This is a genomic window from Pseudomonas sp. BT76 TE3572, from assembly GCF_050435365.1.
In the GTDB taxonomy this organism is placed as follows: Bacteria; Pseudomonadota; Gammaproteobacteria; order Pseudomonadales; family Pseudomonadaceae; genus Aquipseudomonas; species Aquipseudomonas fluorescens_W.
In genome coordinates, this window is record NZ_JBNDKE010000001.1 from 4,423,405 (window position 1) to 4,438,385 (window position 14,981).

13 protein-coding genes are annotated in these 14,981 nt (G+C 59.2%); 6 read left to right on the plus strand and 7 right to left on the minus strand.

Annotated elements, in window-relative coordinates:
* Positions 1-66 precede the first annotated feature (66 nt).
* Both ABH912_RS20020 and ABH912_RS20025 read left to right on the plus strand, forming a co-directional pair.
* On the plus strand, positions 67-846 hold the full coding sequence (locus ABH912_RS20020) for an N-acetylmuramoyl-L-alanine amidase (protein ID WP_429511450.1): 780 nt from the start codon (positions 67-69) through the stop codon (positions 844-846).
* A 75-nt stretch (positions 847-921) separates the two neighbouring features.
* Entirely contained in the window at positions 922-2,535 is a 1,614-nt protein-coding gene (locus ABH912_RS20025; protein WP_033059777.1) for an EAL domain-containing protein, read from the plus strand.
* Between the two features lie 12 nt (positions 2,536-2,547).
* On the opposite strand, the gene ABH912_RS20030 is transcribed toward ABH912_RS20025, so the two are convergent.
* Complete coding sequence (locus tag ABH912_RS20030; RefSeq protein ID WP_429511451.1) at positions 2,548-4,338, minus strand: ATP-binding protein; 1,791 nt, start codon at positions 4,336-4,338, stop codon at positions 2,548-2,550.
* A gap of 10 nt (positions 4,339-4,348) precedes the next feature.
* A complete protein-coding gene (gene algB, locus ABH912_RS20035; protein WP_033059773.1) occupies positions 4,349-5,695 on the minus strand; it encodes a sigma-54-dependent response regulator transcription factor AlgB in 1,347 nt (448 codons plus the stop codon).
* Positions 5,696-6,131: 436 nt separating this feature from the next.
* Between algB and ABH912_RS20040 the strand changes: the two genes are divergently transcribed.
* From ABH912_RS20040 to ABH912_RS20055, 4 genes are all read left to right on the plus strand, one after another.
* Positions 6,132-6,422: a hypothetical protein gene (locus ABH912_RS20040; RefSeq protein ID WP_033059771.1), complete on the plus strand. Its 291-nt coding sequence runs from the start codon at positions 6,132-6,134 to the stop codon at positions 6,420-6,422.
* Positions 6,423-6,503: 81 nt separating this feature from the next.
* On the plus strand, positions 6,504-6,668 hold the full coding sequence (locus ABH912_RS20045; RefSeq protein WP_003177151.1) for a DUF1328 domain-containing protein: 165 nt from the start codon (positions 6,504-6,506) through the stop codon (positions 6,666-6,668).
* Between the two features lie 826 nt (positions 6,669-7,494).
* Entirely contained in the window at positions 7,495-8,826 is a 1,332-nt protein-coding gene (gltP, locus tag ABH912_RS20050) for a glutamate/aspartate:proton symporter GltP (protein WP_033059770.1), read from the plus strand.
* A gap of 203 nt (positions 8,827-9,029) precedes the next feature.
* Positions 9,030-10,259, plus strand: coding sequence for a nucleoside recognition domain-containing protein (locus ABH912_RS20055; RefSeq protein ID WP_033059768.1), 1,230 nt, complete (start codon positions 9,030-9,032; stop codon positions 10,257-10,259).
* Between the two features lie 117 nt (positions 10,260-10,376).
* Here ABH912_RS20055 and ABH912_RS20060 read toward each other — a convergent pair whose 3' ends face one another.
* The 5 genes from ABH912_RS20060 to ABH912_RS20080 are packed head-to-tail and all read right to left on the minus strand — an operon-like array spanning position 10,377 to position 14,973.
* Complete coding sequence (locus tag ABH912_RS20060; RefSeq protein WP_429511453.1) at positions 10,377-11,003, minus strand: ABC-type transport auxiliary lipoprotein family protein; 627 nt, start codon at positions 11,001-11,003, stop codon at positions 10,377-10,379.
* A complete protein-coding gene (locus ABH912_RS20065; protein ID WP_033059764.1) occupies positions 11,000-11,938 on the minus strand; it encodes an MlaD family protein in 939 nt (312 codons plus the stop codon). Before ABH912_RS20065 ends, ABH912_RS20060 begins: the two co-directional genes overlap by 4 nt.
* Position 11,939: 1 nt before the next feature.
* The gene (locus tag ABH912_RS20070) at positions 11,940-12,743 is read right to left on the minus strand and encodes an ABC transporter ATP-binding protein (RefSeq protein WP_429511454.1); all 804 of its coding nucleotides are present in this window, start codon (positions 12,741-12,743) and stop codon (positions 11,940-11,942) included.
* Positions 12,740-13,888 carry an MlaE family lipid ABC transporter permease subunit gene (locus tag ABH912_RS20075; protein ID WP_429511455.1) on the minus strand — a complete coding sequence of 383 codons (1,149 nt, stop codon included), beginning with the start codon at positions 13,886-13,888 and terminating at the stop codon, positions 12,740-12,742. The genes ABH912_RS20070 and ABH912_RS20075 overlap by 4 nt, the downstream gene beginning before the upstream one ends.
* Positions 13,889-13,941: 53 nt before the next feature.
* Complete coding sequence (locus ABH912_RS20080) at positions 13,942-14,973, minus strand: DUF5924 family protein (protein WP_429511456.1); 1,032 nt, start codon at positions 14,971-14,973, stop codon at positions 13,942-13,944.
* Positions 14,974-14,981 lie beyond the last annotated feature (8 nt).

A 14,981-nucleotide genomic window follows, 5' to 3' on the forward strand; every position in this document is an offset into this window, starting at 1 on the left:
GCCGTCTGCGCGCAAGGCAGTACGTTACACTGTTGCATTACTGTCTTGCGTGTATTGCCTTCTGCCATGAAATATCTATCTCTCATCGTGTCGCTGATTCTGTTGGCCGGTTGTGCCAGCGGCCCCCGGTATGACACCAGCCACCCTTCAGCCAATTACGACAGCCGCATTCAGTTCGTGGTGGTGCATTACACCAACGCGTCACTGGAGCGCTCGCTGCAACTGCTGACCCACGGCGAGGTCAGCAGCCACTATCTGATTGGCGACGACAAAAACGCCACTATCTATAAGCTGGTGGATGAAAATCAGCGGTCCTGGCATGCCGGGGAAAGCGAATGGGAAGGCCGGACCTGGTTGAACTCCAGCTCCATCGGCATCGAAATCGTCAATCCGGGCTTCAAAGTCATCCCGACAGGGCGTCTCTGGTACCCCTATAGCGAAGCCCAGGTCCAGTCCCTGATCGTCCTGCTCAAAGACATCAGCAAGCGTTACGCCATCAGCCCCCGCAACATCATCGGCCATAGCGACATCGCACCGCTGCGCAAGCTCGATCCGGGGCCGATGTTTCCTTGGAAACGCCTGGCTGCCGAAGGCCTGGGAATCTGGCCGAACGAGCAGGCCGTAATGCGTCAGCAAGTACAATTCGAAGCACAACTGCCAACCATCAGCTGGTTTCAGGCACAGCTGGCCCGCGCGGGTTATCCCACGCCGCAAACCGGCGAACTGGATGTTGCGACACATCATGTGATTGCGGCCTTCCAGATGCATTTCCGACCGTCACGTTTCGATGGCACCCCGGATGCGCAAACCGCAGCGCTTCTACAAGTCTTGAACCAGACAAAATAATGACGCCCGCCCGACGGTCAGGGCTTTTTTTCAAGTAGCAGCTATAACTCATTGGTAATTCTTCGGATATTCCCTATGCCTGCTGCTCGAGAGACACTACGTAGTTGGTTCTTTCGCCCTTGGTTTTTGGCGATACTGGCTGCTGCCTTGAGCGCGACATTTCTGATGGCCGGCAGCCTGTTCGTGGCCATGCATCAAGTCGAGCAGAGCGAAAGCGAAGAAATGAATGCCCAGGGCGAGCGCTTCCTTGCTCGCCTGGAGCAACTTTTCGGGCAGTTGCGTGAAAGCCTCGACGACCTGGAAGCCCAGCCGTTACGCGGCTGCGATGACGAAATGATCGCGACCTTGCAACAGGTCAGCTTCAATTACCGTTTCGTTTACGAAGCCGTTTATATGGACGCTTCGCGGATCTGTTCCAACCGTCCCCGCCAGGAAGGGCTGTCGATGATAAGGCCGCCAGACATCAAGGGGCCGACCTACAGCTACTGGCTGAACACCACCACCGAACCCGATGAAAACCGCGCTGCGCTGATGCTCGGGCGCGGCAATTTTCGTGTCGCGACGTCTCGCGGGCATTTGACCGACATGGTCGACTTGCCACCGGGAAGCAGCCTGCTGGTGGTGCTCGACCGCGGTACGCGCGCGATTCCGGTACTGGGTGTCTCGCAGGCCTGGCCACCCACCGAACCGTGGCCCCCGAAAAGCCTCGACGCGCTACAAGTGACGCATTCGCGCTTGATTTACCGCATGCCCACCAACAATCCGGAATACCAATTGGTGCTGATCAGTCCGCGCACCGGCATGCATGTACCCGCAGTCTGGTGGTGGTTGCTGCCGGCCAGCCTGGCACTCGCCTTATGCGTGGGTTTTCTGGTGCTTTTGCTGGTGCGCCAGCGACAGTCGCTGGACGCCGAACTGAGTGGCGCCATACGACGAGGCGAATTGCAGGTGTTGTATCAACCGATCTTCGACCTCGACAGCCGCAACTGTGTCGGGGCAGAAGCCTTGCTGCGCTGGCGAAGGCCGGACGGCACCCTGACCAGCCCCGACCTGTTTATTCCGATGGCGGAAAACACCGGCCAGATCCGCCAGATGACCGACTTCGTCCTGCAACGCCTGCTTGAGCAGCTGGGTCAATTGTTGCGGGCCAATCCGCAACTGTACATCTCGGTCAACCTGGCGGCCTGCGACGTCATGGTGCCGCGTATCGGTCAGGTAATGGCGCGACTGTTGACCTTGCACCGTGTCGCGGCAAAGCAAATTGCCTTTGAGGTCACCGAGCGGGGATTGATCGATGTCGTGGTCGCCCGGGAAAACCTGCAAGCCTTGCGGGATGTCGGGCATCAAGTGCTGATTGATGACTTTGGCACCGGCTATTGCAGCCTCGCCTATCTGCAAACCCTGCCAGTCGACTGCCTGAAAATCGACAAGGCGTTTATCGATGCGCTGGGTCATGACGCGGCAAGCAGCGGTGTCGCCCCGCACATCATTCACATGGCCCAGGCCCTGCAACTCAAGGTGATTGCCGAAGGCATCGAACTTGAATCCCAGGCGGCGCTTCTGAGCAGTGAAGGCGTGAAGTTCGGTCAGGGTTGGCTGTTCGCCCATGCGTTGAGTGCGGTGCAATTCATCGAGCTGATAACCCGTGGCCGCCGATTGGCTGCCCGACGTCTCGATGACGAAGCCTGAAGCGGCTGCCGCTTAAACCGACAGCGCCATATAGAACTGAGTACCCTGCCCTGGCCGCGAATAAACACCCATCCGACCGCCGTGCAACTGCACGATTTCCTTGCACAGCGCCAGACCGAGCCCGGCACCGCCCTTCTTGCGACCGACCTGTACAAAGGGTTCGAAAATCCGCCCCTGCTGACCATAGGCAATGCCTTCGCCATTGTCCTCGACGCTGATAATCACTCGATCCCCATGGCGTCGAGCCTGCAAACGTATTTGCCCGCCGGCAGCGGTGTGGCGCATCGCGTTGTCGATCAGGTTATCGAGCACCCGCTCCAGCTGCGGCTGATCGGCCTGCAATCGCGGTAATGGCCCTTGGACTTCCACCAGCAGGTCGATGCCCTGCTCTCCTGCTGGGCCGGCAAAACGTGCCCGGGCCTGCTCCAGCAAATCCTCGATGGAGCACGGCGCCAACGTGAGTTTCTGCAAGCCGTTCTGGTAGCGGGAGAAGTTCAGCAGGTCGTTGATCAACTGCATCAAGCGCTGCATCTCTTCGTTCACGGTGTCCAGCAGATCAGCTTCACGCGAGTCCTTGGCAAAGTGCGCGCGCTCGCGAAACAGGCCGAACGCCATGTGCATCCCGGTAACCGGCGTTCGCAATTCATGGGAGGCACGCAGCACGAACTCGCTGCGCACCCGCTCAAACGCCCGCTGTTCGGTGACGTCATGCAGCACCATCACGGCGCCGAGAATATGACCCTGTGTATGGCTGACCGGCGTCAGGCTAAAGGTCAGCAACCGCGACTCACCGTCGACCTCGATACTCAGGTCCTCAGGCGCCCGCTCCAGGGTGCCGCCGCGCAGCACCAGTTGCAGCTGATCATCGAGCTCGGGACGCTCAAGCGCAGTACCCAGACCTTGACCGAGACGATCGCCGTCCCAACCCAACTGACGCTGCGCCACTGGATTGAGGTGTTCCAGACGACCATCGCGGTCAATCATCAACAACCCATCGTCGATGCTATCGAGCACGGCCTGCAAACGCTGCTGGCCGGCGAGCAGTTCATCGACATTGGTGGCCTGATGTTCACGCAAGGCCTCGGCCATGATCCCGAAGCGCTTGGTCAGCAGGTTCATTTCCACGGCCGAGGAAATCGGTAGAGTCACTTCGAAATTGCCTTGGCCGATATTGTCCGCCGCCTGGGCCAGGGCCTCGATCGGTTCACCAAAACGCCGAGCGATAGCGTGGGCGGTGATGAAGCCGATGATCAGCACCGCCAACCCCACCAGCCCGAGCAGGCCGGCAACCAGCAGCGCCCTCTCCCGAGCCTGCTGTTCGGTGGCATTGATGTTATCCAGCGCACGCTGTTGCTCGACGATCAAACCATTGCGCAGCGCATTGAATTTTTCGGTGAGTTCTTTGTTGCCACTCAACACCTGCGTCGAGTCACGTGACAGGCCATACACCTGCAGAAAGCTCAGGTAGTCAGTCTTGGCCTGTTCGAAACCGAACTGGTGCTCATCGCCGGCCTGGGCATGGGCAATACTGTCGTCAAGCAACTGTAAATAATGCTGCTTGGACGCCTCGAACGCTGCAGGATCCGGCTTCTCGCTGAGCATGATCATCAGCTGATCGCCCAGGGTCTGGCGCATTTTCAGTCCCAGGTCGAGCGTGACGAAATTGTTGCGAATCAGCGCTTCCTGGGAACTCGCCATCTGCATCACGCTGACCAGCCCGAGCAACAGCCCAAGCAGCGCCACCGTAATCAGTGCGGAAATACTCAGAAACAGCCGTGTGCGCAACTTCATCGCCAGTCTCATCGGAGACAGCTCACAAGTTGTACTGCTTGCGTTTTCGGTACAAGGTCGAGGCATCGATGCCCAGGGTCTTGGCGGCCTGGTCCAGCGTATCTGCAGTGGCGAGGACCGCTCCGATGTGAGCTTTTTCCAATTCATCCAGACTCAGCGCAGCGCCGATGCGAGGTGCGTTGTTGACCGGGGTTTCAGCCATGCCCAAGTGACTGATCTCGACCCGTTCCTGTGGACAAATGATGCTTGCCCGCTCCACAACGTTGCGCAGTTCGCGAATGTTCCCCGGCCAGCGGTAACCGAGCAGCGCTTCACGGGCTTCGTCGCTGAAACCCCGAGCCGGACGCGCGTATTCCTTGACGAAACGGGCCAGAAAACGATCGGCCAGGTTCAGAATATCTTCCCTGCGTTCGCGCAGTGGTGGCAGGTGCAGGGTGATGACGTTCAGGCGGTAGAGCAGGTCTTCGCGGAAACGGCCGTCGCGGACCATGTCTTCAAGGATCTGGTTAGTGGCTGCCAGGATGCGCACATCGGCGCGGCGGGTGACCGGGTCGCCCACCCGTTCGTATTCTTTATCCTGGATGAAACGCAGCAGTTTAGGCTGCAAAACCACAGGAAAATCGCCGATCTCGTCAAGAAACAGCGTGCCACCGTCGGCCTGATTGACCCGACCCAGCGTACTTTCGCTGGCCCCGGTGAACGCGCCACGGCTGTGGCCGAAGAGCTCGCTTTCCATGAGTTCGGCGGTCAGTGACGGGCAGTTGATCGTGATGCAGGATTTCTTCGCGCGCTTGCTCCAGCCGTGAATGGCTTGGGACAGTTCGCCTTTACCGGTACCGGACTCGCCGAGAATCAAAATATTGGCATCGGTGTTGGCCACCTGGCGGGCGGTTTCGAGCACGACTTTCATCGCCGGGCTGTGAGAGTCGAGGCCATCCTTGGGTTTGCGCACTTCGCCTTCAAGGGCTTCCAGACGTGCCGACAGTTGCCGCACTTCCAGCTGCTTGGCGGTGGCCAGGCGCAATTGGTCTGGGCTGCAAGGCTTGACCAGATAGTCGGCGGCACCCGCCTGAATGGCATCCACGGCAGTATCCACGGCCGAATGAGCGGTGACGATCACCACCCTCATCCACGGCGCCTGAATGCGCATTTGGGCCAGCACATCGAGGCCATTGTCTTCACCCAGACGCAGGTCGAGGAAGCACAGGTCGAAGACCTGGCGCTGAAGCAGCGCGTCAGCCTGGGCGGCGCTGTTGGCGGTAGCGACGCTGTAGCCTTCATCTTCGAGGCAATAACGAAAAGTACGCAGGATGGCGGACTCATCGTCCACCAGCAGAATGCGGCCTTGATGCTCAGTGGCTGATTCCATTTTCCTACGCTCCTTAATGAGTAATCTTGGTTAGTCCCGGAATAATCGGGCAAGTTGCATGGTTGATTCTGGTCGATTCCAGCCACAGCAGCGTAGCTCTCTACTTACCCTACGGCTAATCGCCTGATTTTGTTGTTTTTTTATCAGATAGCCGGTTCGCAGGCGATTACCGCTGTCCCTTTGTGACATCCGCGCCCTCCTCGCAATTCAAAAAAATTGAAAGTACCTACGAATCCATCGTGCATTACGCACGACTTCAAAAGGACCATCGTGCAGGATGCGTCCGGCCCGCTTTCCACACGATTCATAACTAGTTGATTTTATTGAGTTTTATTATCAGTAAAAGCTGGCATGCAGACTGCAATAGTCTGATTAACCAGGGCATTCAAGACGTCGCCCCTAACCAGATCACCACAAGAGTGGGAGGAGCTTCAGGATGAGTCGCCAACATGCCGCCCAGTTGCGTATCTCGCCACTGCATATCCAGCAAGTACTGTTTTCTGTTTTGGCGCTATTGATCACCTTGATCGCCGGCCAGCAGTTTCAGCGCTGGGAGCAGAACAACCGGCAGCAAGAAGCGCCACGCTTGTCGATTCAGCACCCGACCCAAACCCATTTCAGCGCGGCCAGCAGTAACCAGGCTGACAGCCCCCCAATGCGAATGATGGACGTCGACCAGGCTCAGCCTGTGGATGAGATGCCTCGCCAGGAACGTTGGGTGTTCTAAACACATGAACTTGGCGCTTTCGATGCGCCGGGAATAGCACCACAAGCAACACCTCTAAATAGAAGCGTAAGGAGAATCACCATGTTGAGCTGGGCAATCACATTCTTGATCATTGCCATCATCGCTGCAGTACTGGGCTTCGGTGGTATCGCGGGCACCGCCACGGGTATCGCCAAGATTCTCTTTGTCGTGTTCCTGGTGATGTTCATTGCTTCCTTCTTCTTCGGCCGTCGCGGTCGAGGGTGAACATAAGCGTTTTCTGAAAGACACTGGCAGCCGCCCTGCCTCTGGGCGGCAGTGCCATAGCAACAGCGTATGCAGGACTTGTTAATGGAACAGCTGTAGAAAGATCCACGCGGGTACTGAATTCGTAACATGAAAGAAGCAGCATGGCTTCTTTCCACTGCGCTACCCGAGGACGGTAGACGCATGATCAAGGGGCCGGGACGTTCTGCCTGTTTCAGGGGCGGAGTGACCTACGGGTACAGGGAGTACCTGCGCAAGGGCCGGATCAGGCAGAAGCTGCGACGCAAGTTCGTCGGTCACTCATGGATCGACGGACTTGCGAAGAGCTTCCTCAGCGCAAAGCGTTGTCTTAGAGCGTTCTGCTCGCATCCCCGTTTCATCTCCGTTATTCCCTCGCAAAACCATTTCGCGGTATTTCTTTGGTGACCGTATATCGAGAAAACTGCGACTCAACGCACGAGAATTTTCGCGCTTAAACGTAGGATTTTTCCAAAGTTTTAGCCCACATTCCTTTGTTCAAAAAACAACCAATCTCCTCTGCGATGGCCGGTTCACGGCACTTATGCCTGCCGAAATGTCGTATTCGAACCGGTTGGGACGCGTGTTTCAGTTAAAAAAGCTCATGCCGATTCGGCATAGGGTAGGCGTTTACGGCATTAGACGTCGCTTCCTTGCATCTGAATAGTTGCGCCTTTTTTCGCCTGCCAGAGAGCCGATAACAAGCGCTCCGGGGCACCTTATACGGGGGCAGATGCACAAGACTTTTTCGCCACAAGCGTTCCAGTTCTTGCATCGGTCTGAGTCAAACGCAAGTAAGGGTAAAGATATGAAGAAGGCAAAGCTTAGCCTCGCCTGGCAGATCCTCATCGGTCTGGTATTGGGGATTGCAATCGGTGCGCTGCTCAACCATTTCAGTGCCGAAAAAGCCTGGTGGGTCAGCAACGTCCTGCAACCAGCAGGCGATATCTTTATCCGTCTGATCAAGATGATTGTGATCCCGATCGTGATCTCTTCGCTGATCGTCGGTATTGCAGGCGTCGGCGACGCGAAGAAGCTTGGGCGCATCGGCCTCAAGACCATCCTTTACTTCGAGATCGTCACCACCATCGCCATCGTGGTCGGTCTGGTGTTGGCCAACGTGTTCCATCCGGGCACCGGCATCGACATGAGCACCCTGGGTACCGTGGATATTTCCAAGTACCAGGCCACCGCTGCTGAGGTTCAGCATGAACATGCGTTCATCCAAACCATCCTCAACCTGATCCCGTCGAACATCTTCGCGGCCATGGCCCGCGGCGAGATGCTGCCGATCATCTTCTTCTCCGTATTGTTCGGTCTCGGTCTGTCGAGCCTGCAATCGGACCTGCGCGAGCCGCTGGTGAAGATGTTCCAGGGCGTGTCGGAAAGCATGTTCAAAGTCACGCACATGATCATGAGCTACGCCCCGATCGGCGTTTTCGCACTGATCGCGGTGACCGTGGCCAACTTCGGCTTCGCCTCTCTGATACCGCTGGCCAAACTGGTGATCCTGGTTTACGTCGCCATCGCGTTCTTCGCCTTCGTGGTGCTGGGCCTGATAGCCAAGATGTTCGGCTTCTCGGTGATCAGGCTGATGCGCATCTTCAAGGATGAGCTGGTGCTGGCCTACTCCACCGCCAGTTCCGAAACCGTGCTGCCGCGCGTGATCGAGAAAATGGAAGCCTACGGCGCACCGAAAGCCATTTGCAGCTTCGTGGTCCCGACCGGCTACTCGTTCAACCTCGACGGTTCGACCCTGTACCAGAGCATCGCGGCGATTTTTATTGCCCAGCTCTACGGCATCGACCTGTCGATCAGCCAGCAATTGCTGCTGGTACTGACCCTGATGGTCACCTCCAAAGGCATCGCCGGCGTACCGGGTGTGTCCTTTGTGGTGCTGCTGGCCACCTTGGGCAGCGTGGGTATTCCACTCGAAGGCCTGGCGTTCATCGCCGGTGTCGACCGCATCATGGACATGGCCCGTACCGCACTGAACGTGATCGGCAATGCCTTGGCCGTGCTGGTCATCTCCCGCTGGGAAGGCATGTACGACGACGCCAAGGGCCAGCGCTACTGGAACTCCTTGCCGCACTGGCGCAGCAAGGAAAAATTGCCGGTGGGTGAAGTCTCCAGCAACTGACACAAAACCTTGTAGGAGTGAGCCTGCTCGCGATAGCGGTGTATCAAACAACAGCGATGTTGGATGTGCCGCCTTCATCGCGAGCAGGCTCACTCCTACAAAGGTCCGGTGTAAGCCGAACAAACAAACCCCGGAGAAATCCGGGGTTTGTCGTTTCTGGCTACCCCGCTATCATTCGCCACATTCTTCGGGGGATTTGACTGATGCTTAATGGCCTATGGCTTGGCTTCTTCATCGTGGCTGCCGTTTCGGCACTGGCGCAATGGCTGATCGGCGGTAACGCCGGGATCTTCGCGGCGATGGTGGAAAGCATTTTTGCCATGGCCAAGTTGTCGGTCGAAGTCATGGTCCTGTTGTTCGGCACCCTGACGCTCTGGCTGGGCTTTCTGCGGATTGCAGAGAAGGCCGGGATCGTCGAGTGGCTGGCCAAAGCACTGGGCCCGTTGTTCCTGCGGCTGATGCCGGGAGTGCCGGCCGGGCACCCAGCCATCGGCCTGATCACGCTGAACTTCGCCGCCAACGGCCTGGGCCTGGACAACGCCGCCACGCCGATCGGCCTTAAAGCCATGAAGGCGCTGCAAGAGCTCAACCCCAGCGACACCATCGCCAGCAACGCGCAGATCCTGTTCCTGGTGCTCAACGCCTCCTCCCTGACCCTGTTGCCGGTGACGATTTTCATGTACCGCGCCCAGCAAGGCGCGCCCGATCCGACCCTGGTGTTCCTGCCAATCCTGCTCGCCACCAGTTGCTCGACATTGGTCGGCCTGCTGTCGGTGGCGTTCATGCAGCGCCTGCGCCTGTGGGACCCGGTGGTGCTCGCGTACCTGATTCCCGGCGCCCTGGCCCTCGGTGCCTTCATGGCCCTGCTGGCGACGCTCTCAGCGACCGCTCTGGCCGGCCTGTCATCGATCCTCGGTAACGTGACGCTGTTCGGGCTGATCATGTTGTTTCTGGTCATCGGCGCGCTGCGCAAAGTGAAGGTGTACGAAGCATTCGTCGAAGGTGCGAAAGAAGGCTTCGACGTGGCCAAGAACCTGCTGCCGTATCTGGTGGCGATGCTGTGTGCCGTCGGCGTGCTGCGGGCATCCGGAGCGCTGGACTTTGGCCTGGACGGGATTCGGCATCTGGTGGAATGGGCCGGTTGGGACACGCGCTTCGTCGATGCGCTGCCGACCGCCATGGTCAAGCCGTTCTCCGGCAGTGCCGCCCGGGCGATGCTGATCGAAACCATGAAAACATCTGGCGTGGACAGCTTCCCGGCGCTGGTGGCAGCAACGATTCAGGGCAGTACCGAAACGACCTTCTATGTATTGGCGGTGTACTTCGGCTCGGTGGGAATCCAGCGGGCGCGGCATGCGGTGGGGTGTGCGTTGCTGGCCGAACTGGCCGGGGTGCTGGGCGCTATCGGCGTTTGCTACTGGTTCTTCGGCTAACCGAGATCCCCTGTGGGAGTGAGCCTGCTCGCGATAGCGGTTTTACAGTCAACATTTGGGGTGACTGATTTACCGCTATCGCGAGCAGGCTCACTCCTACAGAGGGACAAGTTGGCCTTAAGGACGGGGAGGCGGCGCAACTTTCTGCCCTTGCTCAACCGCCCAATTCACCACCTGCGCCGTCAACTGGTCACTGGCCTGACCAAACCCGGTAACCACCGCCGGCACCTTCGCATCGCTCAACGGCTGGCGCACTTCAAAGCGGCGGCTGGCGAGGAGTCGCTGGTCATAACCGCGCACCAACACTGCATCCAGACGAACGACGACGCTCGCGTTCGTGCCTTGGTACTCAGTCTGGAACGCCTGCAGATTTCCACCCAATTCCAGATCCGCCTGGAAGTTGCTGTCATCGGTGCTCAACAACGGCACCCGACCATCACGCTGGAACCCATCGAGCAGTCGATTACGCAGCAACACCGGTGCCGGATCGCTCCAACGCGAAGCCTTGTAGCTGCTGATCAGATCACCTTGAGGGATCACGGCGATCTTCGGGCTGTTCAACGCCTCGCTGGCCTGCGGCTTGGTCAGGCGCAGCGACCAGCGTTGCGGCGTCCCGTGACTGGCCGATGCGCCGCTCTGGGCCGAAGGCAACCGATAGACATCGGACGGCTCGGACTTGGGCAGGATCGAGCAGGCGCTGAGCACAATGAAGCTGGCGAGGAGGGCGAGGTGAAGCGGCCTCATGGCGTGAACTCCTTGTTCTTGTCATCGCCCAGCAAATAACCGGCAGGGTTGGCTTCCAGACGCTGGGAAATAGCCCGCAATGCGGTCAGGGTGTCGCGCAGTTCACGCACCGCCGGAGCCAGGCCATTGAGGCCTTGCATGCCGCTGTTGAGCGAATCCTGATTGGTCGTGAGCAACGAATTGATGGTCGCGCTGCTCTGTTCCAGCGACTTCATCGCCTGCTCGGCACTGCCGAACATCTGCTTACCTTGATCGTTGAGCATGCCATTGGCATTGCGCATCAGCGTCGACGTCTGTTCCAGCATGGCGCCGGCCTGTTTGCCGACCGAGGCCAGTTGCTGCATCGCCTGGCGAATATCGCCGCGCTGGTCGGCGATGGTGCCGGTGGTTTGCTCCAGATGCTCAAGGGTCTTGCTGATGCGCTCGACGTTCTCCGAAGAAAACATCTGATTGGCGTTGTGCATCAGCATATTCACACCGGCCACCAGGTCGCCACTGTCATTCAGCAAACGAGCGATGGGCGAGGGCGATGCAATAATGGTCGGTAAGTTACCGTCCTTGCCCTTGAGCTTCGGACTCTGCGGTGTACCACCGCTGAGCTGAATGATCGAGGTCCCGGTGATCCCGGTCAGCGCCAGTATGGCCTGGGTGTCTTCCTTGATCGGCGTATCACCGCCCAGACGAATCCGCGCCAGCACCCGGCGCGGGTCTTTCGGGTCCAGGCGCAGGGCCACCACGTCGCCGACCTTGATCCCGCTGTACTGCACGGCGCTGCCCTTGGACAGACCGCTGACCGCCTCGTTGAAGACGATTTCGTAATCCTTGAACTCGGTGTCGACGCTGGATTTGGCCAGCCACAAACCGAAGAGCAGGGCGCCCGCCACCACAATCACGGTGAACAGGCCGATCAATACATGATGGGCTCGGGTTTCCATGTCAGACCTCCTTAAGCTGTTGAGCGGCGGTCAGCGCCGCGCGGCCGCGAGGGCCATGGAAGTATTCGTGAATCCACGGGTCGTCAGTTTCCGACACCGTGTCGATGGCATCCGCCACCAGCACTTTCTTCTGCGCCAGCACCGCCACGCGGTCGGTGATGGTGTAGAGCGTGTCGAGGTCATGGGTGACCAGAAACACACTCAGGCCCAACGCATCGCGCAGCGTCAGGATCAATTGATCGAACGCGGCCGCGCCAATCGGATCGAGGCCGGCGGTGGGTTCGTCAAGAAACAGGATGTCCGGGTCCAGCGCCAGCGCCCGGGCCAGTGCCGCACGCTTGATCATGCCGCCTGACAGCGAAGCGGGGTACTTGTCGGCCGCCGACAGCGGCAGCCCGGCCAAGGCCATTTTCACTGCCGCCAGGTGCTCGGCGTCCTCTCGGCTCAAACCGGCATGCTCAATCAGGGGCAGGGCGACGTTCTCGGTCACGGTCAGCGAAGAGAACAGGGCGCCTTTCTGGAACAGCACGCCGAAGCGCCGTTCAACCATCGAACGCTCGTGTTCAGACAGCGTCGGCAGGTTTTTGCCAAAGACCTTCACCACCCCTTCGCTGGGCTGACGCAAGCCGACGATGCTGCGCAACAGCACCGATTTACCGCTGCCGGAACCGCCGACCACGGCCAGGATTTCGCCCTTGTACAAATCCAGGTCGAGGTTCTCATGCACGCTCTGGCGACCAAAGCGATTGCACAGACCGCGGACTTCAATCACCGCCTCGGAGGGCGCTCGGGGTAGACGACTCACCAGCCCATCTCCATGAAAAACAGCGCGGCAACGGCATCGAGCACGATCACCACGAAAATAGACTGGACCACGCTCGACGTGGTGTGAGCACCGACGGACTCGGCGCTGCCGCTGACCTTGAAGCCTTCGAGACAGCCGATGGCGGCGATCAGGAACGCGAAGATCGGCGCTTTGACGATCCCCACCAAAAAGTGCTGAACACCGATGTCGGTTTGCAGCAGCGACAGGAACATCGCCGGCGAGATATCCAGCGCCACCGCGCACACCACACCGCCGCCGACAATCCCCGAAAGCATCGCCAGAAAGGTCAGCATCGGCAGCGCGACCAGCAAGGCCAAGACTCGCGGCACCACCAGCAGCTCCATCGGGTCGAGGCCCAGAGTGCGGATCGCGTCGATTTCTTCGTTGGCTTTCATCGAGCCGATCTGCGCGGTGAACGCACTGGCGGTGCGGCCGGCCATCAGGATCGCGGTCAGCAACACACCGAATTCGCGCAGGAAGGAGAACGCCACCAGGTCCACGGTGAAAATACTCGCGCCGAAACTCGCCAGCACCGTCGCCCCGAGAAACGCCACCACGGCGCCCACCAGAAAGGTCAGCAGGGCAACGATGGGGGCGGCATCGAGGCCGGTCTGTTCGATGTGCGCCACCATCGGCGTGATGCGCCAGCGTTTCGGGCGAAACAGACCGCGGGCGATGGTTTCCAGAATCAGGCCGACGAAACCCAGCAGCTGCAGGGTGTCTTGCCAGACCGCGTCGACCGCGCGGCCGATGCGGGTCAGCAGTTGAATGCCGACGCTGATTTCCGGTTCCTTGATCGGCACGCAGAAGTCAGTCAGCGAGCAATAGACGGTCTGCAACAAGGCTCGGTCGGCCGAGGACAGCGTGCAATCGGGGTGTTCGGCGGATCGGCCCAAACGCTCGGACCCGAGCAACTCCACCAGCAGCGACGCGCCGGCGGTGTCGAGCGCGCCGAGGCCATTGAGGTCGATGTGAGTGCTGTCGTCGTATTGGCCGCGAAGCTTTTCGCTCAGGTGCTTGAGGTCGGCGTAATGGACAAGCGTCCAGTCACCCGTGACCCGCAATTGAGCAGGGGTGTGAGAGGTGTCCAGTCGGGCACTGCCGGGCATTGTGCTGCTGGTCATAAGCTCCGTGCTTTATCGGCTATTACGCAGCTCTACGTAATAGCACGAACGGGTTACTTTGCGGCAGTCTCAGGCTTGTTGTCCTTTACCACGAAGCGCAACACACCGATGACCTGGCCATCTTCGGTCAGCACCCGAACCTGCCATTTACCCGCGGGGTTGCCGGGGAAATTCTGTTTGTGGGTCCAGGCCCGATAGCCTTCCTTGCGCCCGCCGTTGATATCCAGCGGGATACGGTCGACTTCTTTACCGTTGAACATCCAGACGTGATAAATCCGTTCGGCCAGACCTCGCGGGGCATTGATCGCGGTGTACGCGTACAGCCCGCCGCCACGAATCTGCTCGGCGCTGACTTCTTCCAGGCTCTTGCCGGGGGTGCGGTCCTGCATTTGGGTGCTGATCGCCACGTCGGTCATCCACAGGGTCGCCGGCGGTACCCAGGATCGCAGCACCCAACCCAGCGCGCCGATGCCCAGCGTGATACTGAGAATCGCCAAGGCGTTGCGCACGGTACGAATAGGGAAGATCGATGCCAGACTCGGGAACGACAGCACGACGGCGATGCCCAGGGCCAGTTTGAAGCTCTGAGCGGTGGTCAGGTGCAGGATGACGGGCAGGGCGGTCAGCAGTGCCGCGAACAGCGTCAGGGTATGCAGTGCCAGGAACGCCCAGCGCCGGGGGGCCAGCCATTTGTAGTAGAGCGGGTCGATGATGGAAATCAGCGCTGCGATGCCCAGCAGCCCGGTGAAGAACAGTTGGCCGCTGTTCCAGGTGGTGGTGATAAAAAAGAACGGCAGGACGAAGAACAGGCTTTCCTGGTGGATCATCTGCGTGGCGTAGCGCAGCAGAGGCTGGGGTATTTCGCGTTTGAAGATCCTGGTGAACAGCTTGGTGAGGCTGTTTTCCAGCATCAGCCAGATCCAGCTGACCAGCATGATGGTGGTGATCCAGGTCGCCAGACCTTGCTGGCGATCCACCAGAATGAAACTGCCGACCCCGGAAATGAAACCACCGAGCGCAATGACCCCCGGGTAGCGCTTCATCAATTCCAGGATGCGCTGGACGTATAGGGTCAGAGTAGGCATTCGGCGGT

Coding starts and splice junctions, on each gene's coding strand:
- ABH912_RS20020 (WP_429511450.1), top strand. CDS start 67: ATGAAATATCTATCTCTCATCGTGTCGCTGATTCTGTTGGCCGGTTGT.
- ABH912_RS20025 (WP_033059777.1), top strand. CDS start 922: ATGCCTGCTGCTCGAGAGACACTACGTAGTTGGTTCTTTCGCCCTTGG.
- ABH912_RS20030 (WP_429511451.1), bottom strand. CDS start 4,338: ATGAGACTGGCGATGAAGTTGCGCACACGGCTGTTTCTGAGTATTTCC.
- algB (WP_033059773.1), bottom strand. CDS start 5,695: ATGGAATCAGCCACTGAGCATCAAGGCCGCATTCTGCTGGTGGACGAT.
- ABH912_RS20040 (WP_033059771.1), top strand. CDS start 6,132: ATGAGTCGCCAACATGCCGCCCAGTTGCGTATCTCGCCACTGCATATC.
- ABH912_RS20045 (WP_003177151.1), top strand. CDS start 6,504: ATGTTGAGCTGGGCAATCACATTCTTGATCATTGCCATCATCGCTGCA.
- gltP (WP_033059770.1), top strand. CDS start 7,495: ATGAAGAAGGCAAAGCTTAGCCTCGCCTGGCAGATCCTCATCGGTCTG.
- ABH912_RS20055 (WP_033059768.1), top strand. CDS start 9,030: ATGCTTAATGGCCTATGGCTTGGCTTCTTCATCGTGGCTGCCGTTTCG.
- ABH912_RS20060 (WP_429511453.1), bottom strand. CDS start 11,003: ATGAGGCCGCTTCACCTCGCCCTCCTCGCCAGCTTCATTGTGCTCAGC.
- ABH912_RS20065 (WP_033059764.1), bottom strand. CDS start 11,938: ATGGAAACCCGAGCCCATCATGTATTGATCGGCCTGTTCACCGTGATT.
- ABH912_RS20075 (WP_429511455.1), bottom strand. CDS start 13,888: ATGACCAGCAGCACAATGCCCGGCAGTGCCCGACTGGACACCTCTCAC.
- ABH912_RS20080 (WP_429511456.1), bottom strand. CDS start 14,973: ATGCCTACTCTGACCCTATACGTCCAGCGCATCCTGGAATTGATGAAG.